Here is a 25,480-nt window from a genome sequence, read left to right as displayed (position 1 = left end):
AGGATCGCGGGCGGCGGGCGCCGGATTCCGGCGGTAGGCGCACACGACCCTGGGGCGGCGGGCAGCGGGCAGCGTCAGAAGATGCGCACCCGCTCCTCGGGCGCCAGCCAGGCCCGGTCACCCGGCGCGGTGGCGAAGGTCTCGTGGAAGCCGTCGAGGTTGCGGACGAGCCCGGCGAAGACCTCGAAGGGCGGGTGCACGTCGCTGCGCAGCCGCGCGCGGGCGACAGCGGGCCGGTCGGCCGCGCGCCGTCCGTAGGCCTTGGCCACGAAGAAGCGCTCGTCCCCCGTCAGCCCGTCCACGCGCCGCGTCCGCTCGTCACCGGAGACGTTGTCGCACCAGGCGTCCCACGCCAGCTGGAGCCCGATCAGCTCCGCCACGCACTCGAAGCCGACCCTCGTCCCGTCGACGCTCTCGTCGTCGACCCCGCGCGGGCGCCACCCGTCGACCTGGGCCTCGACGGCGGCCGCCCGCTCGCGGAAGGCCGCCTCCTCGGCTGCGCCCCACCACTGCCGCACCCGGCCGAGGTGGTCCCGCTGCGAGCCGCGCGAGTCGAAGGCATGTCCCAGCTCGTGCCCGAGGACGCTCGCGTACTGACCGAAGAGCACGGCCGGGTCGTCGAGCACCGCGGCCGGCGGCAGGCTCGCGCCCTCGACAGTCACCTGGTTGTGGAAGGGGTGGTAGAAGGTGTTGACGACATAGGGCGGCGGTCCCCAGGTCGCCCGGTCGACGGCGGTCTCCGTGGCCGCCACCTCCCGGTCGTGCGCCGCCGCCCGCGCCGCGCGCACGGCGCCGGCCGCGGTCTCCCCCAGCTCCAGGCCGGTCATGTCGGGCCACTCGTCCGGCCACCCGACGAGCATGACCACGGCGTCGAGCTTGGTGAGCGCGGCGGTCGTGGCCTCCTCCCCCAGCCACGGACAGTCGCGCAGCGTGGTCCGCATCCCGTCCCGCAGCGCCTCGGCGAGCTCGCGGGTGCGCTCCCGGCACCGCTCGTCGGCATACCGCTCGACCCACAGCCGTCCGAGGGCCAGGGGCAGGACGTCCTGCACGGTCTGCACCCGGCGACGCCAGTCCGGCGTCGGCCGTGGCTGGCCGCCGAGCACCTGCTCGTGGAAGCGGGCGTGCGCCTGCGCCAGGTCCGGACCCAGGTCCGGACCGAGGTATGCCGCGCGTGCCGCGACGAGCCGCCAGCGCAGGTAGTCCTGCCACTGCGCCAGGGGTCGCTCGCGCAGCAGCCGACCGAGCCCGGCGACGTAGGACGGCTGACAGACGTTGAGCCCCAGCCGATCCGGACGCAGACCCAGCGCGTCGAGCCAGGGAACGAGGTCGATCCCGGCCAGGTCGCCCAGCTCGACGAAGGTCATCGGGTGGGTGAGCGCCCGGTCGTCCTCGCCGTCGGGGGCATCCCAGCTGACCTCGGCCAGCGCGCGCTCCAGGTCCGGCGCCGAGGCTGCCACCCCGGGCCGGAGACCTGCTGCGGTGCACAGGGATCGGGCGTGCTCGTCGAGCGCGTCCCCGAGCCGGGCGTAGAGCGGGGCGACGGGCAGGGTGAGTCCGGCCTGGAAGAGGTGCACCGCCCAGCGGGTCGGGTCGTCGGCGTCCGGCAGGAGATGGGCCTCCAGCACGCCGGTCATCCCCTCGCGCTGCCGCTCCCCCAGCACCCGCAGCAGGTCGGGCAGGTCACCGATCGCGTCGACGGCACGCAGCTCGTCGCGCACCGGGTCCAGCCCGGCGGCCGCGCGTCCGGCCTCGTCCACCAGCAGGTCGCGGACCCGGGCGACCAGCCGCTCCTCGGCGAGATCGCCCGTGGCGCAGGCGGACTCGACGACCTCATGCAGCTGCTCGGACACCCGGGCCCGCGTGAGGTCGGACAGCCCCCACCGACCGCGGTCGGCCGGGATCGGGTCCGTCGCCAGCCAGCGGGCGTTGACGTGACCCCACAGGTCGTCCTGCGGGCGCACGGCCGGGTCCAGCTCGGCCACGGGCAGCGCCCCGGACAGCGGGTCCGGACCGGCGTCGGCCGCACCAGCGGTCGAGGAGGTGCTCGTGCCTGGACCCTGGGGCTCAGGCGATGGCGGCGCAGACGATGGCGCTGACCGCCAGCATGGCAGCGGCGGCGACGAAAGCGCCCGGGTGCCAGTCCTTCTCGACCACGAGGGCGCGCAGCGACCCGGGCGTGATCGCGTCGAGCAGCAGGAAGCTCACGGCCTGCAGCACGATCCCGAGCAGCCCGAAGCCCACGGTCCACAGCAGGGCGTGGCCCACGCCGGCGTCGCCGTTGGTCCAGATCGTCGTGAAGGTGATCGCGCCGAGCCCGAGGAACTCCGCCGCGACGACCACGGCGGCGTTGACCGACCGCTCGGTGTAGATCCGGGCGCCCAGGCGACCTGGCGTCAGCAGGTCGAGTACCACGAAACCGGCGGCCAGCAGGGCGATCCCGGCCAGGCAGTAGGCAGCGGCATACAGCAGAGCAGCGATCATCGGGGACCTCCCTGGTCCTCGGCCACCCACTGCGCGCGCTGCGCGGCGGACGGCGGGGCGGTGTCGATCAGGTGGGGGACGAAGCGGGCGCCGACGTCGGTGACCCAGCCGTCGCTCTCGCGGATCCCGGCGCCGGCGGCGTGGCCGTCGACCACCCAGGAGCCGATGACGACCTTGTGGCCGTCGAGCTCCGGGAGCGGGCACCACTGCTGGTAGACGCAGCTCGTGCCGCCGTCGGACCCGGTCGGGGTCTGCTCGACGCCGTCGGCGTGGATGCGGATCCCCGCGCCCTCGCGGCCGAAGATCGGCTTGGCGACCCACTCGGTGAGCCCCTGCGGGGAGTCGAGGTAGGCCGGGAGCAGCAGCTCGTGGTCCGGGTAGAGGTGCCACAGCGCGGCGAGGAGGGCCTTGTCGGACAGCACGACCTTCCACGGGGGCTCCAGCCAGGTGGTGCCGTACATCGGGTTGGGTCGCGGCTCCACCCAGCGGCCGAAGGGCTCGCGGAGCATGTCCTCCCAGGGATAGAGCTTGAAGCAGGTCCGCAGCATCTCGCCGCCGTGACCCACGAAGTACTCCGCCGCCTCGTTGTAGCCGATCTGCCCCATGGTGATCGAGCGGGTCTGCAGCCCGGCCTGCTCGGCGGTGTCGCGCAGGTAGGTCGTGGTCATCCACTCCTCGCCGGTGACCTCGTCCTCGTGGTGGGCGAACCACACCGGCTGGGTGATGCGCGGCGCCATGGCCTGCCACGCGGCGACCAGCCGCTCGTGCACGGAGTTCCACTGGTCCCGGTCGGGGTGCAGGTCCTCCAGCCAGTACCACTGCACCACGCTGGACTCGAGCAGCCCGGTGGGGGTGTCCGCGTTGTACTCCAGCAGCTTGGGCGGGCCGTCGCCGTCGTACCGCAGGTCGAACCGGCCGTAGAGGCTGGGCGTGCCGGCCTCCAGGCTCGCGGCGGCCAGCCGCAGCGCCCCCTCGGGGAGGCCGATCGGCCCCATCGCGCCGGTGACCAGGAACCGCGCCGCCTCCAGGCACATCCGGTGCAGCTGCTCGGTGGCGGCCTCCAGCTCGTCCACCTCCGCGGAGGTCAGCTCGTAGTACGCGCTCTCCCACCAGTAGGGCCGCTCGGCGCCGTCCGGGCCCACGGTCGTGGGATAGACCAGCCCCTGGGACTCGACGGTCTCCCGCCAGCCCGCGCGGGGCGTCGACGTCATCCGGCGCATCAGCTGCTCCCCTTGCCGCCGGAGCCGCCGAAGCCGCCCCGCGAGATCGTCGTGCCCTTCCCGCCGGAGACCGTCGAGGACTTCAGGCTCGTGGTGCCCCGGGGGTCGACGCCCCCGGTGACATAGCTGTGGTCGCTCGGTGCGCTGAACGACCCGCCGCTGACCTTGCCGCCCACCCGGGGCACCCGCGCGCCGTCGCTGTAGTAGTACCACCGGGCCCAGCGTCCGACCACGCCGTGGGCGCCGCGGCGCCGGTCGTCGCACTCGGAGTCGGGCAGTCGCTCGTTGGTCTGCGCGTCCACGCACACCCCCGCGGACGTCCGGCGGGTCTCCTGCGCGCAGCCGGTCAGCGTGCCGGCCAGGACGGCCGTGATCCCGAGGGCCACGACCTGGGACCGTCGTGCGGTCATCTGTGCCTCCCCCATCGTGTGCGGCGGGCGCCGCACTCCTTCCTGGACGCACCCTGGCACCGCGCGGTTCCCCACGGCGCGCGGCTCAGCTCGAGGCGCCCGCGGTGGCCAGGCTCGTCACGGTCACGATCAGCACCGGCAGCAGGCACAGGCCCAGCCCGACGAGCGCCCACACCCGGCCCGTGCGGGTGCCGCCCGCCCGCCGCCACGTCCAGGCGCAGGTCAGGGTGGCGACGACGAGCACGACGTGGGCGAGCGGGGCCGCGAGGGCGAGCACGCACAAGATCCCGAGCGCGAAAGTGGCTCGGGCCCAACGCTCCTGGGTCACCAGGGTGGAGCTGGGCATGGCACTCCTCGGGATCGGGCCCCGGGGCCGGGATGCCTCGGGCGCAGGCTCAGCCTGCGGCCCCCGAGGAGGCCTGCCTCCACCCCGGCGGGGCGCCGGCAACCGGATGACGGCGGCGGGCCGCCCTCCCCGTCGGGGAGGGCGGCCCGCCGCGAGAGCGCCTGGGGCTCAGCGCTTCTGGACGGCCTCGGTGGCCTGCGGAAGCACGGAGAAGAGGTCGCCCACCACGCCGAAGTCGACGAGCTCGAAGATCGGGGCCTCCTCGTCCTTGTTGATCGCCACGATCGTCTTGGACGTCTGCATGCCGGCGCGGTGCTGGATCGCACCGGAGATCCCGCACGCGACGTACAGCTGCGGCGACACCTGCTTGCCGGTCTGGCCGACCTGCGAGGAGTGCGGGTACCACCCGGCGTCGACGGCGGCCCGGGAGGCGCCGACGGCGGCCTTCATCGAGTCGGCGAAGGCCTCGACCGTGGAGAAGTCACCGCCGGTGCCGCGACCGCCGGAGACGACGACCTGGGCGGTGGCCAGGTCCGGACGGCCCGTGGACTGCTTGGGCTGGGCGTCGGTGATCTGCACGGCCTTGGCGGCGTCGGAGATCTGCACCTCCACGGGCTGCAGGGCGCCGGCACCCTGGGCGGCCTCGGGAGCCACGGAGGCGGGCTTGACGGTCACGAAGGTCGTGCCCCGGGTGCCCGTGGACTGCACGGTCCAGTTCCCGGCGAAGACCGACTGGGTGGCGAGGACGCCGTTGCCGCCGCCCTGCACGTCGACGGCATCGGTGATCAGGCCACCGTCGCAGCGGACGGCCAGGCGGGCCGCGATCTCCTTGGCGTCGGTGCCGGTGGTCATCAGGACCGCGGCGGGCGAGGTCTGCTGCACCACGGCGGCCAGGGCGTCGACGGCCGGGCCGACGAGGAACTGCCCGAAGGAGTCGTCGTCGACGACGTAGACCTTCTCGGCGCCGTACTTGGCGAGGACCGGGAGGGCGGTCTCGACGCCCTTGCCGAGGAAGACGGCGCTGGGCTCGCCGACGCGGCGCGCCAGCGTCAGCAGCTCGGCGGAGGTCTTCTTGAGCTTGCCGTCGGTGTGGTCGACCAGAACGAGAACTTCAGCCATGTCAGTGAACTCCTTTGTCGCGGTGGCCGGCTCAGACGAACTTCTTGGCGACGAGGAACTCGGCGAGCTTGGCGCCGCCGTCCCCCTCGTCCTTGACGATGGTGCCCTGCTCGCGCGGCGGGCGAGGGGTGGCCTGCTCGACCTTGGTGCGGGCGGCACCCAGGCCCACCTGGTCGGCGTCGAGGCCGAGGTCGGCGAGCGACCAGGTCTCCACGGGCTTCTTCTTGGCGGCCATGATCCCCTTGAAGGAGGGGTAGCGCGGCTCGTTGCCGGTCTGGTCGGTGACCGAGACGACGGCGGGCAGGGCGGCCTGGAGGCGCTGGGTGGCCGTGTCGCCGTCGCGGCGGATGCTCACGGTACCGCCCTCGACGCCGAGCTCGGAGGCCAGGGTGACCTGCGGCAGGCCCAGGCGCTCGGCCACCATCGCGGGGACCACGCTCATGGCGCCGTCGGTCGAGGCCATGCCGAACATCACCAGGTCCGGCTGACCTGCCTTCTTGATCGCCTCCGCGAGCACCAGCGACGTGGCGACGGCGTCCGAGCCGTGCAGCGCCTCGTCGTTGACGTGGATGCCCTTGTCGGCGCCCATCTGCAGGGCCTTCTTGATGGCGTCGGCCGCCACGTCAGGACCCATCGTGAGGACGGTGATGGTGCCCTCGCCGGCCTCCACGAGGCGCAGGGCCTCCTCCATGGGGTACTCGTCCAGCTCGGACATCAGGCCGTCGACGGCCTGGCGGTCGGTCGTCCAGTCGGACTCGTCGAAGCCGCGGTCGCCCTGGGCGTCCGGCACGTGCTTGACGCAGACAACGATGTCCATCGTGCGGGTCCTCTTCTCTATCGTCCACGGTGGCCTCGGTCGAGACCCGTGCTTGTGCTACTCAACTACATTACCGGCAGGTAACTTGCCGTGCGAGACGATCGACACCCCGATGCAACGCGCCCCCGGCCGTCCGGGTGGACGGTCGGGGGCGCGTCGGCTCGCGGGGCAGCGGCCAGGTGATCAGCTGGGCAGGCCACCCTCGGGCTGGTCGCCCTCGCCGGGCACCAGGCCGGTGTCGAACTGCAGGTCGCCGGTGACGATCTGGTGCCAGGTGTGGACCGCGGTGAGCACCACGGAGGTGGTCATGGGCAGCAGGGTCTTGACGTCGGTGCCGGGCAGCATCACGTGCTCCGCGGTGACCACGAGGGTGCCGCCGGCCAGCCCGGACTTGACGACGCTCATGCGCAGGTTGAGCTCGTTGCAGGCGCGCAGCTGGGACAGCTCGTCCTGCGGGATGTCGTCGCCGATCTGCCACTGGCCGAAGACCCGCATGATCGTGACCTCGCCCTCGATGCAGCGGACGAAGAGCTGCTGGCCCTGGACCTTGAACGAGACGTCGCCGTCGGCGTCGATGTCGGCCATCAGCCCGTCGTCGTGCAGGGCGTCGATGACCTGGCCGCGCAGCGGGTGCTCGTCGGCGGCCGGCGGGAAGCTGGGGATGGAGGTGGGATCCGTCATGCCCCCACCCTAAGCGCCGCCGCGGGGGCGCGCGCCAGACGGGGAGCCCCGGGGCCCCGACGCGCTTCGGGCGAGCGCTGCCGGAGCCCCCACCTATGCTTCCAACCATGCCCGCCACCCTCGAGCAGCCCCCGCGCCTCGGCGTCACCCTCCTGGCCGACGGCGCGGCCGTCGCCGTCCACGCCGGGCACGCGACGGCGGTGGAGCTGTGCCTCTTCGAGGCGGGCGACGCCACGGGAGCGAGCGAGCGGCGGATCCCCTTGCGGCAGCGGGCCTTCGGGACGTGGTTCGACGTCATACCCGGGATGCGCGCGGGTCAGCGCTATGGCTATCGGGTGCACGGCCCGTGGTCCCCCGCCGAGGGCCACCGGCACAATCCCGCCAAGCTGCTGATGGACCCCTACGCCCGGGCCCTGGAGGGGCAGGTCACCTGGCGGCCGGAGATCTTCGGCCACCGCGTCGACGCCGACCTGCGCGGCGAGAACGAGGTGCGCGACGACCGGGACGACGCGGCCTTCGTGCCGCGGTGCGTCGTGGTCGACGACGACTTCGACTGGGCGGGGGACGAGCGCCCGCGCACGCCGCCGGCCCGGTCCTTCGTCTACGAGGCGCACCTGCGCGGACTGACCCGCACCCTGCCGGGGGTGCCGGAGGAGCTGCGCGGCACCTACGCCGGCATGGCGCACCCGGTGACCGTCGCCCACCTGCGGCGGATCGGGGTGACCGCCGTGGAGCTGCTGCCGATCCACGCCTTCACCCACGAGCCCCACCTGGCCACCCGCGGGCTCACCAACCACTGGGGCTACAACACCCTCGGCTTCTTCGCGCCGCACGCCCCCTATGCCTCGACCACCGACCCCCAGGGCGTCGTCGACGAGGTCAAGCGGATGGTGCGCGACCTGCACCGCGCCGGGATCGAGGTGATCCTGGACGTGGTCTACAACCACACCTGCGAGCAGTCCGTCGACGGCGCGACGCTGTCGCTGCGCGGGCTCGACTCCGCCACCTACTACCGCCTCGACGGGCGCGGGCACGACGTCGACGTCACCGGCTGCGGCAACACCGTCGACACCCGGCACGTGGTTCCGCTGCGGCTCGTCCTGGACTCGCTGCGCCACTGGGTGCAGGAGATGCACGTCGACGGCTTCCGGTTCGACCTGGCCGTGGCGCTCGGGCGAGGCCGGGACGACGGCTTCGACCCGGACCACCCCTTCCTCATGGCACTGCGGGCCGACCCCCTGCTGCGCGACGTCAAGCTCGTCGCCGAGCCCTGGGACATCGGCTTCAACGGGTGGCGCACCGGCCAGTTCCCGCCGCCCTTCTCGGAGTGGAACGACCGCTTCCGCGACGGCGTCCGCAACTTCTGGCTCGTCGACGCCGCCCGCTCCCGCACGGGCGTCCCGGGACACGGCGTCTCCGACCTGGCCACCCGTCTCGCCGGATCCGAGGACCTCTTCGCCCGGCACGACCGCAACGCCGCCGCGTCGATCAACTTCGTGGCCGCCCACGACGGGTTCACCCTGGCCGACCTGACGGCCTACGACAGCAAGCACAACGAGGCCAACGGCGAGGACAACCGCGACGGGTCCGACCACAACCGCTCGTGGAACCACGGGGTCGAGGGTCCCGCAGGTGCGGACGACGACGGGGTCGCCGTCGAGGCGCTGCGCCGCCGCTCGATCCGCAACCTCCTCGGCACCCTGATGTGCTCGGCCGGCGTCCCCATGCTGGTCGCCGGCGACGAGCTCGGGCGGACCCAGCAGGGCAACAACAACGCCTACTGCCAGGACAACCCGCTCGGCTGGGTCGACTGGGACCTCGCTCCCTGGCAGGAGGACCTGGTCGAGACCACGGCCTGGCTGGCGCGGCTGCGCCGCGACCACCCGGTGCTGCGGCAGACGGCGTTCTTCGGACCCCGGGCCGCCCGCGTCGACGGGAGTCGGGACCTGATGTGGTTCGACGCGGCGGGCGTGGAGATGCGGGCCGACGAGTGGCACGACCCTCGCAACGTCACGCTGCTGGCCTATCTCGACGGCGGTGTCTGCGACGACGAGTCCTTCCTGCTGGTGATGCACAGCTCGACCGTCGACCTGCCGGTCACGCTGCCGCAGGTGCCGGGGGTCACGGGCTACCGGCTCGCGTGGGACAGCGCCTGGGAGCGCCCGGGCGAGGACCCCGGGGAGCGGGTGCTGCCCGGGCAGGTGCGGACCTCTCCCGGCCCGTCGATGCAGGTATGGCGCGCCGAGCGCTGACCGCGCCCACGAGCCGCCCCCGTGGACCCCGCCCACCGCTGACCGCACCCCAGGCCCCTCCATGGGCCGCCTCCATGGGCCGCCTCCATGGGCCAGGCTGGCCCCGTGGATCGATCAAAGAGGCCACTTTCCGTGTCGTTCAAGGCCAGCCTGGCCCCGAACGACACGGGCCGGGGCTGACCGCGACGTCCTCGCCGCCCGGGAACCGGACGTCGAGGGGCCGCCCGCTGCTGCGGGCGGCCCCTCGACGTCGGGCGGGTCAGTGCGTGGGCATCCAGATCCGGCGCAGGTAGTCCCTCATCGACCGGTCGGAGGAGAAGAACCCGCAGCGGGCGACGTTGAGGATCGCCGAGCGGGTCCACGCCTCCTGGTCCTGGTAGTACGCGTCGACCCGCGCCTGGGTCTCGACGTACGACTGGAAGTCCCCGAGGGTCATGAACCGGTCGTTGTAGAGCAGGTCGTCGACCACCGGGGCCGCCAGGCCGCGGTCGCCGCCGGTGAAGTGCCCCGAGGCGAGCAGGTCCATGGCCTTCTTCAGGCTCGGGTTGGCCTCGTAGACCGCGCTCGGGACGTAACCCTTGGCCTGCAGCTCGGCGACCTGCGGCTCGAGCATCCCGAAGAGGAAGAAGTTCTCGTCGCCGACGCGCTCGCGGATCTCGACATTGGCGCCGTCGTCGGTGCCGATGGTCAGGGCGCCGTTGAGGGCGAACTTCATGTTGCCCGTGCCCGAGGCCTCCTTGCCGGCGAGCGAGATCTGCTCGGACAGGTCGGCGGCCGGGATCAGCCGGTTGGCCAGGGTGACGTTGTAGTTGGCCGGGAAGGCCACCGACAGGGTGCCCTGGACCCGCTCGTCGGCGTTGATCGTCTCGGCGACCGAGTTGATCAGGAAGATGATCTCCTTGGCCATCTGGTAGCCGGGCGCGGCCTTGGCGCCGAAGACGAAGGTGCGGGCGACCACGTCGTCCTTGGCGACCTCGCCGTCGATGATCTGCTGGTAGGTCGAGACGATGTGCAGCAGCTTCAGCGTCTGACGCTTGTACTCGTGCAGCCGCTTGACCATCGCGTCGATCATGGCGTGCTCGGGGATCTCGATCCCGTCACGGACGACGAGCAGCTTGCGCAGGCGGTCCTTGTTGGCCTGCTTGGCCGCGCGGAAGCGCTCGCGGAACTCCTCGTCCTCGGCGAAGGGCTCCAGGGCCTCGAGCCGCTCGAGCCTGGTCTCCCACCCGACACCGATGGTGTCCGTGATGAGCTGGCTCAGACCGGGGTTGGCCAGGCGCACGAAGCGGCGGGGGGTGATGCCGTTGGTGACGTTGGTGAACTTGTCCGGCCACATGGCCGAGAAGTCGGGCAGCACCTTGTCGCGCAGCAGCTGGGAGTGCAGCTCGGCGACGCCGTTGACCTTGACGCCGGCGACGGTGGCGAGGTTGGCCATCCGGACCGCGCGCTCGGGGTGGTCCTGGATGATCGACATACGCCGCACGCGCAGCTCGTCACCGGGGAACTGGCTGCGGACGTCGGCCAGGAACTCCTCGTTGATGCGGTAGATGATCTCCAGGTGCCGCGGCAGGAGCCGGCCGACGAGCTCGACCGGCCAGACCTCGAGGGCCTCCGGCAGCAGGGTGTGGCAGGTGTAGGCGAAGCACCGGCTGGTGACCGCCCAGGCCTCGTCCCACGCGAAGCCGTGCTCGTCCATGAGGAGGCGCATCAGCTCCGGGATCGCGATGACCGGGTGGGTGTCGTTGAGCTGGAAGATGATCCGTTCGTCGAGGCGGTGGAGGTCGAAGCCCTTCTCCAGGGTCCGGTCGATGAAGTCCTTCAGCGAGCAGGCGACGAAGAAGTACTGCTGCTGCAGGCGCAGCTCGCGGCCCTGCGGCGTCGAGTCCTCGGGGTAGAGCACCTTGGAGATGTTCTCGGCGGTGGTCTGGGCGCGGACCGCCTGCGCGTAGTCGCCGGAGTTGAAGACCTGCAGGTCGAACTCCTGGGTGGCCTTCGCCGACCACAGACGCAGGGTGTTGACCACGCCGTTCTGGTAGCCCGGGACCATGTAGTGGTAGGGCACGCCCAGGACATTCCACTCCGGGATCCAGCGGCTGCGCTCGACGCCGTCCTCGGTGACCGTCTCGGTGCGACCGCCGAAGCCCACCTGGACCGCGCGGTCCGGGTGCGGGAAGCCCCAGGGATCGCCGAGGTGCAGCCAGGAGTCGGGCACCTCGACCTGACGGCCGCCCTCGAAGGTCTGCCGGAAGATGCCGTACTCGTACCGGATCCCGTAGCCGATGCAGGGGACGTCCATGGTGGCGAGGGAATCCACGAAGCACGCGGCGAGACGACCGAGGCCACCGTTGCCGAGGCCCGGCTCGACCTCCTGGGCGCGCATGGTCTTGAGGTCCAGACCCAGGCTCTGCAGGGCCTCCTTGGCGATCTCGCCGAGGTCGGTGGCGAGCAGCGCGTTGCCCATCTGACGACCCAGCAGGTACTCGGCGGACAGGTAACCCACCATCTTGGTCGGCTGCTCGCGGCGCCGACGCGCGGTCTCCAGCCAGTCGGCCATGAGGTAGTGGCGGATGGTGCGCGACAGCGCGAGGTACTGGTCGTTGCGCGAGGACCGCGACAGGGCCACACCCTCGCCGAAGCTCAGCTCGCGCAGGAACTCCCGGGCGAAGCCCTCGACGGTGCGAGGCGGACGGCCGACGGGGGCCGCGGCGAGCGGGCTGGTCGGGGTGATGCGGGGGCCCTCGTAGTCCGGGCTGTAGGCCTGCGGGTCCTCGTCCGCCAACCAGCTCGAGTCGTGCATCGGGTGTGCGGCTTCCTGGGTCATTGCGCCTCCGGTGTCGCGGCATGGGGTCCGGAACGTGGAGGATCCCGCAGTCCGCTACAGCGCGGGGTGCCACGGTCCGGGGACTCGCCTGCCACTGTAGTGGAATCCGCGCAGGGGGCCACCTGGGCTCGGCCCCTCCCGGAGCCCGGCGCAGGGCGCCCTCGACCGGCCCTCGCGGACCGGACGGGGGTCGTGAGCATCTACCACAGTTCGGTAGCGTTGGCCCGGTGAGCTCCCACCCCCTCTCCACCGCCCCCCAGACCCCTGTCGGCCGCATCCCCGTGCTGGCGGTGACGCCCAGCGTGGACGGAGGCCTGCGCCCCGTCGCGTCCGTCGTCGGGGAGCCGATACCGGTCACGGCCACCGTGTTTCGTGAGGGGCACGACGCCGTCAACGCCTCCGTAGCCGTCACGGACCCCGCCGGCACCACGACCTACCTGCCGATGACCTGCACCAACGTCGGCCTGTCCCGGTGGGAGGCGACGATCGTCGCGGACCGCGAGGGCCTGTGGTCGTTCACCGTCGAGGGCTGGTCGGACCCCTACGGCACCTGGCACCACGACGCCGTCATCAAGGTCGAGGCCGGCATCGACGTCGAGCTGATGCTGGAGGAGGGTGCCCGCGTCCTGGAGCGCGCCATCGAGCGTGTCGAGCGCAGCCCGGAGCAGCGCGCGATCCTCACCGGCGCGATCGCCGCCCTGCGCGACACCACCCGCGACCCCCGGGAGCGCCTGTACGTCGCGGCGTCCGGCCCGGTGGAGCACGAGCTGACCGCCCGTCCGCTGCGCGAGCTGGTCTCCCCCGCGCCCGCCCAGTCCTGGCTGGTGGAGCGCCCGCTCGCCCTGTGCGGCGCGTGGTACGAGATCTTCCCGCGCTCCGAGGGCGCCTACCAGGACGAGGACGGCACCTGGCACACTGGGACGCTGCGCACAGCCGCCGAGCGCCTGCCCGCGATCGCCGAGATGGGCTTCGACGTCGTCTACCTCACGCCGATCCACCCCATCGGCACCACCAACCGCAAGGGCCCCAACAACACGCTGACCGCCGGCCCGCTGGACGTGGGCTCGCCCTATGCCATCGGCGCGGAGGCGGGCGGTCACGACGCCATCGAGCCGTCGCTGGGGACCTTCGAGGACTTCGACGCCTTCGTGGCCCGCGCCCGCGAGCTCGGTCTGGAGGTCGCGCTCGACATCGCGCTGCAGTGCTCGCCCGACCACCCCTGGGTGACCGAGCACCCGGAGTGGTTCACGACGCGCGCCGACGGGACGATCGCCTACGCCGAGAACCCCCCCAAGAAGTACCAGGACATCTACCCGCTCAACTTCGACAACGACCCGGCCGGCATCTACCAGGCCGTCCGCGACGTGATCCAGGTCTGGATCGACCACGGGGTCACGCTCTTCCGCGTCGACAACCCGCACACCAAGCCGGTGGAGTTCTGGCAGTGGCTCATCGCCGACGTCGCTCAGGACCATCCCGAGACCATCTGGCTGGCCGAGGCCTTCACCAAGCCGGCGATGATGCACACCCTGGGCAAGATCGGTTTCCAGCAGAGCTACACCTACTTCGCCTGGCGCAACCAGAGGTGGGAGCTCGAGGAGTACGTCCGCGAGCTGGCCGGCGACGCCGCGAGCTACATGCGGCCGTCCTTCTGGCCGACCACGCACGACATCCTCACGCCGTACATGCAGTTCGGCGGACCGGCTGCCTGGAAGGCCCGCGCGGCCCTCGCCGCGACGTTGGTCCCCACCTACGGCATCTACGCGGGCTACGAGCTCATGGAGTGCGTCGCCCGTCCGGGCGCCGAGGAGCAGATCGACAACGAGAAGTACCAGCTCAAGGACCGCCGCTGGGCGGACTACGAGCCGGGCGGCGCCAAGGAGGGGCAGTCGCTCGCGGGCTACCTGCGCCGGCTCAACGAGATCCGCCGCGCCCACCCGAGCCTGCACCTGCTGCGCAACATCACCTTCCACCACTGCGACGACGAGAACATCATCGTGTTCTCCAAGACGGCGACCCTGCCCGACGGCCGGGAGGACACCGTGATCGTCGTGGCCAACCTCGACCCCCACTCCACGCGCGAGTCCTGGGTGCACCTGGACATGGGCGCCCTGGGCCTGGGGCCGGACGACGGCTTCGTCGCCCGCGACGAGATCACCGGTGCCGAGTGGCACTGGGGCCAGCACGACTTCGTCCGCGTCGGTCGCGAGGGCGAGCCGGTCCACGTTATCCACGTGCGGAGGTTCTGAGCGTGCAGGGCCTGTCGCTCAACCAGCCCGGTCTTCAGCACGACCCCAGCTGGTTCCGCAAGGCGGTGTTCTACGAGGTCCTGATCCGGGCCTTCGCCGACAGCAACGGCTCCGGCGCAGGCGACTTCACCGGTCTGATCAACAAGCTCGACTACCTGCAGTGGCTCGGCGTGGACTGCCTCTGGCTGCCGCCGTTCTACGCCTCGCCCCTGCGCGACGGCGGCTACGACATCGCCGACTACCGCGCGGTGCTGCCGGAGTTCGGGACGCTGCCGGAGTTCACGGAGCTCGTCGCGCAGGCGCACGCCCGCGGGATCCGGATCATCACCGACTTCGTGATGAACCACACGAGCGACCAGCACCCGTGGTTCCAGGCGAGCCGGTCCGAGCCCGACGGCCCGTACGGCGACTACTACGTCTGGTCCGACGACGACACGCTCTACTCCGAGGCGCGCATCATCTTCGTCGACACCGAGGTGTCGAACTGGACCTTCGACCCGGTCCGGCGGCAGTTCTTCTGGCACCGCTTCTTCTCCCACCAGCCGGACCTGAACTTCGAGAACCCGAAGGTCCAGGAGGAGATGCTCGACGTCGTCCGCTACTGGATGGACATGGGCATCGACGGCTTCCGGCTCGACGCGGTCCCCTACCTGTTCGAGGAGGAGGGGCACAACGGCGAGAACCATCCCAAGACCCACGAGTTCCTCGCCCGGCTGCGGCGGATGGTCGACACGGAGTACCCCGGCCGGATCCTGCTGGCCGAGGCCAACCAGATGCCGCACGAGGTCGTCGACTACTTCGGGTCCGAGGAGGACCCGGAGTGCCAGATGTGCTTCCACTTCCCGGTGATGCCCCGGCTGTACTACGCGCTGCGCGAGGGCAAGGCGACGTCGATCGTCAAGGTCCTCGAGGACACCCCCGCCATACCGCCGGGGACCCAGTGGGGCACCTTCCTGCGCAACCACGACGAGCTCACCCTCGAGATGGTCGACCCGGAGGAACGGGCCGCGATGTACGGGTGGTACGCCCCCGACCCGCGGATGAAGGCCAACGTCGGCATCCGGCGCCGCCTGGCCCCGCTCCTCGACAACTCCCGCGCCGAGATCGAGCTGATCAACGCGCTGGTCCTCTCGCTGCCCGGCTCGCCCTGCCTGTACTACGGCGACGAGATCGGGATGGGCGACAACATCTGGCTGCAGGACCGCGACGCCGTCCGCACCCCGATGCAGTGGACGCCGGACCGCAACGCGGGCTTCTCCACCGCGGACCCGGGCAAGCTCTACCTCCCGGTCATCCAGTCGCTCGTGTACCACCACAACAACGTCAACGTCGAGGCACAGATGGCCTCGAGCTCCTCGCTGCTGCACTGGATCCGCGGGATGCTGTCGGTGCGCAGGCACCACCCCGTCATGGGGATGGGCACCTTCGAGGTGCAGGCCAACGACAACGACGCGATCCTGGCCTTCCTGCGGGAGATCCGTCCCGAGGACGCCACCGAGGACGGGCCCGCCGAGGCCGTGCTCTGCGTCAACAACCTCTCCCCCCGTCCCCAGGGCACGCGCATCCAGCTCCCGGAGCGCTTCGTCGGCGCCCAGGTCGTGGACCTCTTCGGCGGATCGGGCTTCGTGCCCGTCGACGAGCAGGGCCGCTTCGTGGTCACGATGGGCTCGCGCGACTTCTTCTGGCTGCAGCTGGTCCCCGCAGCCCCCACCACCGACACCGGAAACGAGTCCTGACATGGCCGGCACCTCCCGGATCGAGAAGGGCGCGACGATCACGCCCGACAAGCGCGAGACCGTCCAGGCGTGGATCGGACGGCAGCGGTGGTATGTCGGAAAGGGCTCGGGCGTGGCACCGCGGCTCGAGCGCGTCGGCAGCTATCGCTTCGAGGACCCCGCCCACGAGGTGGGCATCGAGACCCTGCTGCTGCGGGACGTCTCGGTGCAGCCGCCGGTGACCTACCAGGTCCCGCTGACCTATCGCGGGGCACCGCTCGAGGGGGCAGACCACGCGCTGGTCGGCGTGGTGGAGCACTCCGTGCTCGGCACCCGCCATGTCTACGACGCCACCCACGACCCGGTCTACGTCGCCGAGCTGGTCCGCACCATCGTGGAGTCGGACACCGGCTCGACCCCGGACCACGGCACCCCCGACGTGCACGTCACCGGGGAGCCGACGGATGCCTGCTCGCCGATGACGGTCCGCTCCGCGCGGGTCCTGTCCGGCGAGCAGTCCAACACCTCGATCATCGTGGAGACCGACGGGAAACCCTTGATCGTCAAGGTCTTCCGGATCCTGTCCCCCGGCGACAACCCGGACGTGACCGTCCAGACCGCCCTGGCGGCCGCCGGCTCGACGCTGGTGCCCAGCCCCGCCGGCGCGCTGCGCGGCCGGTGGACCCGGGACGGCCGCCAGGTCTCGGGGCACCTGGCCTTCGCCCAGGAGTTCCTGCCCGACGTGCGCGACGCCTGGCGGGTGGCCCTCGAGTCCGCCTCCACCGGAGGCGACTTCACCGAGCGTGCCCGCGCCCTCGGCGTTGCCACCGGGGAGGTCCACCGCACCCTGGCCGACACCATGGAGACGGCCGTAGCCACGGCCGAGGACCGCAGGACGCTGGCGCTGTCCATGCGCAACCGCTTCGTGCTCGCCGCGGAGGCGCACCCGCCGCTGCGCGCCCAGGAGCCCGAGATCGAGCGGGTGCTCGGCGCGGCCCGCGACGCCGAGTGGCCCCGGTTGCAGCGCATCCACGGCGACTACCACCTAGGCCAGGTCCTCGACGTCCCCGGCCGCGGCTGGGTGCTGCTCGACTTCGAGGGGGAGCCGCTGCGGCCGCTGCGGCAGCGGACCCGTCCCGACCTGGTGCTGCGCGACGTCGCCGGCATGCTGCGGTCCTTCGACTATGCCGCCGGGTCGGTGGCACAGGAGGATCCGTCCCGCGCCGAGGCCGCCCGCGCCTGGGCCGAGGCCGCCCGGGCGGCTTTCGTGGCCGGGTATGCCGAGGCGACCGGCGTCGACCCGCGCCGCGAGCCGGAGGTGCTGCGCGCGTTGGAGCTCGACAAGGCGCTGTACGAGATCGACTACGAGGCGCGCAACCGCCCGTCGTGGCTGCCCATCCCCACCAGCGCCGTCACCCGGCTCGTGACCGCTGCGACGGGAGACACCACGGGGCAGCAGGAGCACCGCCTCCCCCAGACCCCTGAGGACGAGGCTGCCACGGTCCCGGTCGAGGAGAAGGCGCCGGCCCTGGCGGCGCGGACCACGCCCGAGACACCCGCCCCGGCGGCCTCCGAGGAGGAGCCCCCGACCGCACCGGCCGCGACGGTCCAGGATGAGGCCGCCGCCCCGGCCGCCTCCGAGCCCGAGACACCCGCCCCGGCGGCCCCCGAGGACGACACCGCCGACGCGACCACCGCCGGTGCGTCTCGTCGGGTCCGCCACGCGCCGGTCAGCGCCGCGGTGTCCGGGATCGCGGCCCAGCTGGGCTCGACCGCCCGCTTCGTGGCGCGGACCGTCGCGAGGACCGCGACCACCGGCACCGTGCAGCCCGTCGCAGCGTCCGGTCCGGTCCCGGCCGGCGGTCACGACCGTCCCTCCGAGGACGCCCGCGCCACCGATCCGGTCGCCGGCACCGACCCGACGCCCGTCGCACCGGCGGCCGAGAACCACGGGCCGGACCTGGCCGAGGACGCCCCGACGACCGACGCACGACCGGCACCGGCACCGGCACAGATCGACGAGCCTGCCGAGGTCCAGGGCTCCGCCGTCGAGACGCCCGAGCCTGCTCCCGAGCCGGTCGCCGCCGTCGAGGCCACGGCCGGCGCGCCTGCCGTCGAGGAGCCCACACCGGACCTGACCGAGGAGACCCTGATGGCCGACGAGACCACGGCACCCCTGGAGCCGACCCCGAGGCCGGCGACGGACGGCGCGAACCCGGAGCCCGCCTCCCCGGCGTACGACCAGGAGCAGGACCCGGCCACCGACGGCCGGCAGCCGGAGGGCGCCGCCCGCCACCTGCCCGTGCCCACCGACCAGATCAACCGGCTGGTCCACGGCCACCACCACGACCCCCACTCGGTCCTCGGCGGCCGCGTCGGCGATGGCCTGGTCACCATCCGCACCTTCAAGCCGCGGGCCGCGACGGTGGACCTCCTCCTCGAGGGCGGCCGCACGGTCCCCTTCGCGCACGAGCACGAGGGCGTCTGGGTCGCCACGATCGAGGGCACCGACGTCCCCGACTACCGCGTGGCGGTGGACTACGGCGACGGCTTCAAGCACACCATCGACGATCCCTACCGGTTCCTGCCCACGCTCGGCGAGATGGACATCCACCTCATCGGCGAGGGGCGCCACGAGCGGCTGTGGGAGGTCCTCGGCGCGCACGTGCGCGAGTACGACGGGCCGATGGGCGTCACCCGGGGCACGGCCTTCGCGGTGTGGGCCCCCAACGCCCAGGCCGTGCGCCTGGCCGGCGACTTCAACACCTGGGACTCCCAGGCGCACCCGATGCGCTCGCTCGGCTCGTCCGGCCTGTGGGAGCTGTTCGTCCCCGGCGTCGAGGAGGGCATCCGCTACAAGTACGACATCCTCGGCAAGGACGGCCAGTGGCGCGGCAAGGCCGACCCGCTGGCCCGGGCCACCGAGATCCCGCCCGCCACCGCGTCGGTCGTCGAGCGCTCGTCGTACACCTGGCACGACCAGGAGTGGATCGCCGAGCGGGACGCCACCTCGCGCCACGAGGCCCCCATGTCGGTCTACGAGGTGCACCTCGGCTCCTGGCGACAGGGACTGAGCTACACCGAGCTGGCCACCCAGCTGGTCGACTACGTCAAGGACCTCGGGTTCACGCACGTCGAGCTGCTGCCCGTCGCCGAGCACCCCTACGGCCCCTCGTGGGGCTACCAGGTGACCGGCTACTACGCCCCGACGTCGCGGTTCGGCTCGCCCGACGAGTTCCGTCACCTCGTCGACGCCCTGCACCAGGCCGGGATCGGCGTCATCCTCGACTGGGTGCCCGCCCACTTCCCCAAGGACGCGTTCGCGCTCGCGCGGTTCGACGGGGAGGCGGTCTACGAGCACCCCGACCCGCGCCGCGGCGACCAGCCCGACTGGGGCACGCACGTCTTCGACTTCGGCCGGCCGCAGGTCCGCAACTTCCTCGTCGCCAACGCGCTGTTCTGGCTCGAGGAGTTCCACGTGGACGGCCTGCGCGTGGACGCCGTCGCCTCGATGCTCTACCTCGACTACTCCCGCAAGGACGGCGAGTGGCTGCCCAACGTGTATGGCGGGCGGGAGCACCTCGAGGCCGTGCAGATGCTCCAGGAGACCAACGCGACCGTCTACCGCCGCCACCCCGGCGCCATGATGATCGCCGAGGAGTCCACCTCCTGGCCGGGCGTCACCCGCCCCACCGAGGCGGGCGGTCTGGGCTTCGGCTTCAAGTGGAACATGGGCTGGATGCACGACACCCTCGACTACGTCGAGCACGACCCGATCCACCGGCAGTACCACCACGGCGAGATGACCTTCGGGCTCGTCTACGCGTTCAGCGAGAGCTTCGTGCTGCCGATCTCCCACGACGAGGTCGTCTACGGCAAGGGCTCGCTGCTGCGCAAGATGCCAGGCGACCGCTGGCAGCAGCTCGCCAACCTGCGGGCCTACCTCGCCTTCATGTGGGCGCACCCCGGCAAGAAGCTCCTGTTCATGGGTCAGGAGTTCGCGCAGGAGGCCGAGTGGGCCGACGGCAGCTCGCTGGACTGGTGGCTCCTCGACCAGCCCTGGCACCGGGCCGCGCACCAGATGGTCCGGTCGATGAACGCGACCTACCAGGCCTCCCCCGCCCTGTGGCAGCTCGACACCAGCGGTGAGGGCTTCCAGTGGATCGACGCGAACGACGCCACGGGCAACGTCTTCTCGTTCGTGCGCTACGGCAAGGACGGCGGCTCGGGACGGGTCCCCGCCGTCGCCTGCGTCTCGAACTTCGCGGGTGCCCCGCACGAGGGCTACCGGATCGGCCTGCCCGGGCCGGGGGTCTGGCGCGAGGTCCTCAACACCGACGCCGCCGAGTGGAACGGCTCAGGGGTCGGCAACCTCGGCCAGGTCGTCGCCGAGCCGGTCCCGTGGCACGGCTTCGCGTGGTCCGCGGTGATCACCTGCCCGCCGCTCGCCACGGTGTGGCTCGCCGCCGAGGAGGACGTCGAGCGTCACCACGAGGCGTCCCGGGCCCAGGAGCGCCCCGAGCTCGTCGCCGCGGCCGAGGCCCAGCGCGCGGCGGAGGCCCGGGAGGCGGCCGACGCCGCCGAGCGGCCCGAGCTGAGCGAGACGTCCGCCGAGGGCTGACCGACCGGTCCTGGTGCGACAGGCCCCGTGCCCGCCTCCCTGCAGGGGGGCCGGGCACGGGGCCTGTTGTCGTACCGCCGGGTCGGGATGCGCCCCGGAGCCGGGAGGCCGTCACTCGTAGGGGTTGGGCTCCGCCGGCACCGACCTGACCACCGCGTCCCGCAGCTGCGGCCAGGTCACCCGGCCCTCACCGGAGTAGGGCGGGCGGGCGACCCAGGTGCCGACGGCCTCGACCCACGAGTCCTTCGGCGGGGCCGGGACCCCGACGACGCCCACCTTGAACGGCCGGGCGTCGGCTGCGCAGCACTTGACCCGGATGCGGGTCACCGCCCACCCGTCGCCGTCCGGGGAGACGAAGCCCACGAGCCGCACCTTGCGGCCCGTGAGGGAGGACTGGCTGTCGAAGGTCGCCCGGTCCACGAAGTCCGACACGTTCATCGTGAGGACCTCGTCGTCGGGCAGCGGGTCGAAGCTGCCCGAGGGGTCCCCGCCCATGTCGACCTGGGAGCGGTCGGCCGACCACGAGGTCAGCGGGTTGATCGGCACGACCGCCATCGCCACGAAGGGCAGGGCCAGGGCGATCCCCATGCGCGAGGCGCGGTGGTCGTGCTCGTGCTCGTCGCGCCGGGCCAGCAGCAGCGTCACCCCGCACGCGGCGAGGACGGCGGCGGTCGCGAGCAGCGGCCAGCGCATCGTCGGCCGGACGAGGTTGAGGTAGGTGCCGTTGAGGATGATGCCCGCCGTCGTCACCGCGACGGCCAGCAGCAGGGCGGCTTGCACAGGACGCTTCACAGCAGCAGGGTTCCGATCCAGTTGGCGCAGTTGAGCGCGACGACGAGGGTGAGGGGGACGAAGACGAGCGCGAACTTCTTGCCGTAGGTCCCGACCTGCATGGCGATGAGCTTGATGTCGACGACCGGCCCCACGACCATGAAGACGAGCTGAGCCAGCGGCGAGAAGGCCGAGAGGCCGGCCGCCACGAAGGCATCGGCCTCCGAGCAGACGGCGACGATCATCGCAAGCAGCGCCAGGGCCAGCACCGACAGCACCGGGTTGCCGGCGACGGTGCCGACCCACTCGGTCGGCACGACGACGTTGAGGGTAGCGGCGATCGTCGCGCCGACGACCAGGTAGCCGCCGGCCTGCAGCACGTCGTGCGACAGCTCGTCCATGAGCGCCCGCCAGCGTCCGTGCTCGTGCTCGTGCCGCGCGCGGATCGCGGGCACGTGGTCCTTGCCGAGCTTGATCCAGACCAGCCCCACGACCACGGCCGTCAGCCAGGACGCGAGGAACCGCGCCGTGACCATGGTCCAGCTGCCGCCGAAGGCCACCGCGGTCGACGCGAGGACGACCGGGTTGACCGCAGGCGCCGCCAGCTGGAAGGTCAGGGCCACGGCGGGGGCGACCCCGCTGCGCATGAGGGCCGAGCTCACCGGCACCGAGGCGCACTCGCAGCCGGGGAGCAGGATGCCTGCGGTGCCGGCCACGGGGACGGCCGCCACCGGGTTGGCGGGCAGCGCGCGCTCCAGCAGCCGCGGCGGCACGAGGACGCTGATGGCCGACGACAGCAGCACCCCCAGCACCAGGAAGGGCAGGGCCTGCACCGACATGGACAGCATCGTCGTCAGCCAGGCCTGGAGGGCGGGGTGGTCGGCCACCGCCCCGGCGACCGGCGCTCGGGACCACATCGCCAGGGCCGCGAGGACCCCCAGCAGGAGCAACGCCGGAGCCAGGGGGCTGCGGCGGAGGGCTGACAGGTCCACGGGGAGGCCTTCCACGAGCGGGGAGTCACTGCTGCCCTACCCTGCGCTACATCGATGCAGGTCAGCGGGCTAAGGCATGGTAGTGACAGACCGAGCCGACCGCCATACCTGCTCGTCGGCGGCGGTCGGCCCGGCCTGCGAGGTGCAGCAGCCCGGCCGGCTTGCGAGGATGAGCCCATGACCACGAACCGAGCTGGACAGCCCGCAGAGCCCCGCGACCTGGTGGACGTGGCGCACCTCGTCACGGCGTACTACACCGGAAAGCCGTCCCCGGACGACGTCGACCAGCAGGTCGCCTTCGGGACCTCCGGGCACCGCGGGTCGAGCCTGAAGACCTCCTTCAACGAGGACCACATCCTCGCGACGACCCAGGCGATCGTGGACTACCGCACCGAGCAGGGCTTCGACGGACCCCTTTTCATCGGCCGGGACACGCACGGCCTGTCCGAGCCGGCCTGGGCCTCGGCGATCGAGGTGCTCGTCGCGGGCGGCGTCCGCGTCCTGGTGGACGCCGAGGACCGCTACACCCCCACCCCGGCCGTCAGCCACGCCATCCTGCGCGCCAACAAGGGCAAGATCGGCGTCGTCGACGACCTCCCCGCCGACAGCGGGCTCGCCGACGGCATCGTGGTCACGCCGTCGCACAACCCGCCCACCGACGGCGGCTTCAAGTACAACCCGCCGCACGGCGGCCCGGCCGACAGCGACGCGACGAGCTGGATCGCGGCCCGCGCCAACGCCTACATCGAGGCCGGGCTCGAGGGGGTGCACCGCCTGCCGTTCCCGCAGGCGCGGTCCCGGTGCGAGCCCTACGAGTTCAAGCGGATCTACGTCGAGGACCTCGAGAACGTCATCGACGTGCAGGCCATCAAGGACGCCAAGGTCCGCATCGGCGCCGACCCGCTCGGGGGCGCCGCGGTCGACTACTGGGCCGCGATCGGCGAGCACTACGGTCTGGGGCTGACCGTCGTCAACCCGCTGGTGGACCCGACCTGGCGGTTCATGACGCTGGACTGGGACGAGAAGATCCGGATGGACTGCTCCTCCCCCTCGGCCATGGCGAGCCTGATCGTGCAGAAGGACTCCTTCGACATCGCCACCGGCAACGACGCCGACTCCGACCGCCACGGCATCGTCACCCCCGACGGCGGCCTGATGAACCCCAACCACTACCTCGCCGTCGCGATTCAGTACCTCTACGGCGGCGCCCGCCCCCAGTGGCCGGCCGACGGCTTCGTCGGCAAGACCCTCGTCTCCTCCTCGATGATCGACCGCGTCGCCGCCGACCTCGGTCGGCGCCTCGTCGAGGTGCCGGTGGGGTTCAAGTGGTTCGTGCCCGGGCTGCTCGACGGCTCCGGCCCCTTCGGCGGCGAGGAGTCCGCGGGCGCGAGCTTCCTGCGCAAGGACGGCACCGTCTGGTCCACCGACAAGGACGGCATCATCCTCGCCCTGCTCGCCTCGGAGATCCTGGCCACGACCGGCAAGACCCCCACCCAGCACTACGCGGAGCTCGTGTCCCGGCACGGCGACCCGGCCTACGCCCGCATCGACGCCCCCGCCGACCGCGAGCAGAAGGCCAGGCTCAAGGCCCTCTCCCCCGCCGACGTGACCGCCCGGACCCTCGCCGGCGAGCCGATCACCGCCACGCTCACCGAGGCCCCCGGCAACGGCGCGGCCATCGGCGGCCTCAAGGTGACGACGCAGTCCGCGTGGTTCGCCGCGCGGCCGTCCGGCACCGAGGACGTCTACAAGATCTACGCCGAGTCCTTCCAAGGCCCCGAGCACCTCGCGCAGGTGCAGGAGGAGGCCAAGGAGGTCGTCTCTGCGGCCCTCGCCCGATGAACCGGGGCCTACGACGCCTCGCCGGCACGCTCCTGCTCGCCCTCGGGCTGTTGTGCCTCGTCGGCCTCGGCGTCCTGCTCCTGGTGCGCCCGGAGTGGGGAGTGGTGGCTGCGCGGCTCCCTGGCCAAGGGGTTGCAGTGGGGCGGCGCCGGGCTGCTCCTCGCGGGCTTCGGGCTGCGGGCGACGGCCGAGGACGACCGAGCGACCCGATGAGGGTATGCCGCGCCCGTCGGCCCGGCCGGGTCGGTGGGCGCGGCGTCCGACGCGCTGGGCAGGCCATTGCCCGCAGGGCCGTCATACGGCAGGATCCGTCCGCGCGGCTAGGCTGACCGCATGACCTTTGCCGACGACCTCGCGCTGGCCGCCGACCTGGTGCGCACCGCGGGCGCCCTGGCCCTGCAGATGCGATCGGAGGGGCTCGAGGGCGAGCGCAAGACCTCCGTCTCCGACGTGGTGACCGCCGCCGACCATGCCGCCGAGGAGCTCGTCAGCACCCGGTTTCGCGCCGAGCGCCCCGACGACGGGATGATCGGCGAGGAAGGCACGTCCGAGGGCGGCACCACGGGACGGACGTGGTACATCGACCCGGTCGACGGGACCTACAACTTCCTCGGGGGGATGACCCACTGGTGCTCCGCGCTCGCTCTGGTCGACGCGGACGGGCCGGTGCTCGGCGCGGTCTACCACCCGCAGACCGACGAGCTGTGGCTCGGCGGCCGCGAGCACCCGACGAGCCGCAACGGCGTGCCCGTCAGCCCGGTCGAGGACCAGCCCCTCGCCCTGGTCAGCGCCGCGACCTATCTGCACCCGACCCGCTTCGACCGGCCCGAGATGATCGCCCCCTGGGCCGAGGCGACCAAGAGGTGCGCCACGGTGCGGATGCTCGGCTCGGCGTCGGTGGACCTGTCCTGGGTGGCCGCCGGGAGGCTGGGCGTGTGGTACCAGGCGGACTGCCACCCCTGGGACTGGTATCCCGGACGCGCCCTCGTCGAGGCCGCAGGGGGCGTGACCGAGCTGGTCGAGGTGGGCGGGCACGTCTGGCACGTGGCGGGCACCCCGACCGCGGTGGGCGAGGTCGCCGCGGCGATGCGCACCTGCCTGCCCGCCGACCAGCGCTGAGCCACCACCGATCTCGCCGCCCCT

The 25,480-nt window shown here is 72.3% G+C and carries 17 protein-coding genes; 6 read left to right on the top strand and 11 right to left on the bottom strand.

All coding sequences use genetic code 11. The annotated features are described in order from the left end of the window. Positions 1-74: 74 nt before the first annotated feature. The 8 genes from MM438_RS04970 to MM438_RS04935 form a co-directional block, all read right to left on the bottom strand. The gene (locus MM438_RS04970; RefSeq protein WP_241451417.1) at positions 75-1,982 is read right to left on the bottom strand and encodes a M13-type metalloendopeptidase; all 1,908 of its coding nucleotides are present in this window, start codon (positions 1,980-1,982) and stop codon (positions 75-77) included. A gap of 82 nt (positions 1,983-2,064) precedes the next feature. Next, positions 2,065-2,481 (bottom strand): DUF350 domain-containing protein, encoded by a 417-nt coding sequence (locus tag MM438_RS04965; RefSeq protein WP_241451416.1) that lies wholly within the window; start codon positions 2,479-2,481, stop codon positions 2,065-2,067. Beyond that, positions 2,478-3,701: a glutathionylspermidine synthase family protein gene (locus MM438_RS04960; protein ID WP_241451415.1), complete on the bottom strand. Its 1,224-nt coding sequence runs from the start codon at positions 3,699-3,701 to the stop codon at positions 2,478-2,480. The genes MM438_RS04965 and MM438_RS04960 overlap by 4 nt, the downstream gene beginning before the upstream one ends. Beyond that, entirely contained in the window at positions 3,701-4,111 is a 411-nt protein-coding gene (locus MM438_RS04955) for a hypothetical protein (protein ID WP_241451414.1), read from the bottom strand. The genes MM438_RS04960 and MM438_RS04955 overlap by 1 nt, the downstream gene beginning before the upstream one ends. Before the next feature lie 85 nt (positions 4,112-4,196). Then, on the bottom strand, positions 4,197-4,457 hold the full coding sequence (locus MM438_RS04950; RefSeq protein WP_241451413.1) for a hypothetical protein: 261 nt from the start codon (positions 4,455-4,457) through the stop codon (positions 4,197-4,199). Positions 4,458-4,625: 168 nt separating this feature from the next. After that, positions 4,626-5,576 carry an electron transfer flavoprotein subunit alpha/FixB family protein gene (locus MM438_RS04945; protein ID WP_241451412.1) on the bottom strand — a complete coding sequence of 317 codons (951 nt, stop codon included), beginning with the start codon at positions 5,574-5,576 and terminating at the stop codon, positions 4,626-4,628. A gap of 31 nt (positions 5,577-5,607) precedes the next feature. Further along, positions 5,608-6,393: an electron transfer flavoprotein subunit beta/FixA family protein gene (locus MM438_RS04940; RefSeq protein WP_241451411.1), complete on the bottom strand. Its 786-nt coding sequence runs from the start codon at positions 6,391-6,393 to the stop codon at positions 5,608-5,610. 183 nt (positions 6,394-6,576) lie between these two features. Continuing rightward, complete coding sequence (locus MM438_RS04935) at positions 6,577-7,074, bottom strand: hypothetical protein (protein ID WP_241451410.1); 498 nt, start codon at positions 7,072-7,074, stop codon at positions 6,577-6,579. Positions 7,075-7,181: 107 nt separating this feature from the next. Here MM438_RS04935 and glgX point away from each other — a divergent pair, with 107 nt between their 5' ends. After that, entirely contained in the window at positions 7,182-9,326 is a 2,145-nt protein-coding gene (glgX, locus tag MM438_RS04930) for a glycogen debranching protein GlgX (protein WP_241451409.1), read from the top strand. 259 nt (positions 9,327-9,585) lie between these two features. On the opposite strand, the gene MM438_RS04925 is transcribed toward glgX, so the two are convergent. After that, the gene (locus tag MM438_RS04925) at positions 9,586-12,123 is read right to left on the bottom strand and encodes a glycogen/starch/alpha-glucan phosphorylase (protein ID WP_241451408.1); all 2,538 of its coding nucleotides are present in this window, start codon (positions 12,121-12,123) and stop codon (positions 9,586-9,588) included. Positions 12,124-12,374: 251 nt separating this feature from the next. Between MM438_RS04925 and MM438_RS04920 the strand changes: the two genes are divergently transcribed. Genes MM438_RS04920 through glgB form a run of 3 tightly spaced genes read left to right on the top strand, consistent with a single transcriptional unit; the run spans position 12,375 to position 20,732 of the window. Next, the gene (locus MM438_RS04920) at positions 12,375-14,396 is read left to right on the top strand and encodes a maltotransferase domain-containing protein (RefSeq protein ID WP_241451407.1); all 2,022 of its coding nucleotides are present in this window, start codon (positions 12,375-12,377) and stop codon (positions 14,394-14,396) included. A 2-nt stretch (positions 14,397-14,398) separates the two neighbouring features. Next, on the top strand, positions 14,399-16,132 hold the full coding sequence (gene treS, locus MM438_RS04915) for a maltose alpha-D-glucosyltransferase (RefSeq protein ID WP_241451406.1): 1,734 nt from the start codon (positions 14,399-14,401) through the stop codon (positions 16,130-16,132). A gap of 1 nt (position 16,133) precedes the next feature. Then, positions 16,134-20,732, top strand: coding sequence for a 1,4-alpha-glucan branching protein GlgB (gene glgB / locus MM438_RS04910; RefSeq protein WP_241451405.1), 4,599 nt, complete (start codon positions 16,134-16,136; stop codon positions 20,730-20,732). Positions 20,733-20,843: 111 nt separating this feature from the next. On the opposite strand, the gene MM438_RS04905 is transcribed toward glgB, so the two are convergent. Further along, the gene (locus MM438_RS04905) at positions 20,844-21,524 is read right to left on the bottom strand and encodes a TIGR03943 family putative permease subunit (protein WP_241451404.1); all 681 of its coding nucleotides are present in this window, start codon (positions 21,522-21,524) and stop codon (positions 20,844-20,846) included. Then, complete coding sequence (locus MM438_RS04900) at positions 21,521-22,495, bottom strand: permease (protein ID WP_241451403.1); 975 nt, start codon at positions 22,493-22,495, stop codon at positions 21,521-21,523. Before MM438_RS04900 ends, MM438_RS04905 begins: the two co-directional genes overlap by 4 nt. Positions 22,496-22,672: 177 nt before the next feature. On the opposite strand from MM438_RS04900, the gene pgm reads away from it, so the two are divergent. Beyond that, the gene (gene pgm / locus MM438_RS04895; RefSeq protein WP_241451402.1) at positions 22,673-24,337 is read left to right on the top strand and encodes a phosphoglucomutase (alpha-D-glucose-1,6-bisphosphate-dependent); all 1,665 of its coding nucleotides are present in this window, start codon (positions 22,673-22,675) and stop codon (positions 24,335-24,337) included. A 333-nt stretch (positions 24,338-24,670) separates the two neighbouring features. Further along, positions 24,671-25,456 carry an inositol monophosphatase family protein gene (locus tag MM438_RS04890; protein WP_241451401.1) on the top strand — a complete coding sequence of 262 codons (786 nt, stop codon included), beginning with the start codon at positions 24,671-24,673 and terminating at the stop codon, positions 25,454-25,456. The last annotated feature ends 24 nt before the right edge of the window (positions 25,457-25,480 follow it).

This window comes from Arsenicicoccus dermatophilus (assembly GCF_022568795.1).
GTDB lineage: Bacteria > Actinomycetota > Actinomycetes > Actinomycetales > Dermatophilaceae > Arsenicicoccus > Arsenicicoccus dermatophilus.
The sequence above is the reverse complement of the archived record's forward strand: the minus strand, read 5'-3'. Positions and strand labels throughout refer to the sequence as shown.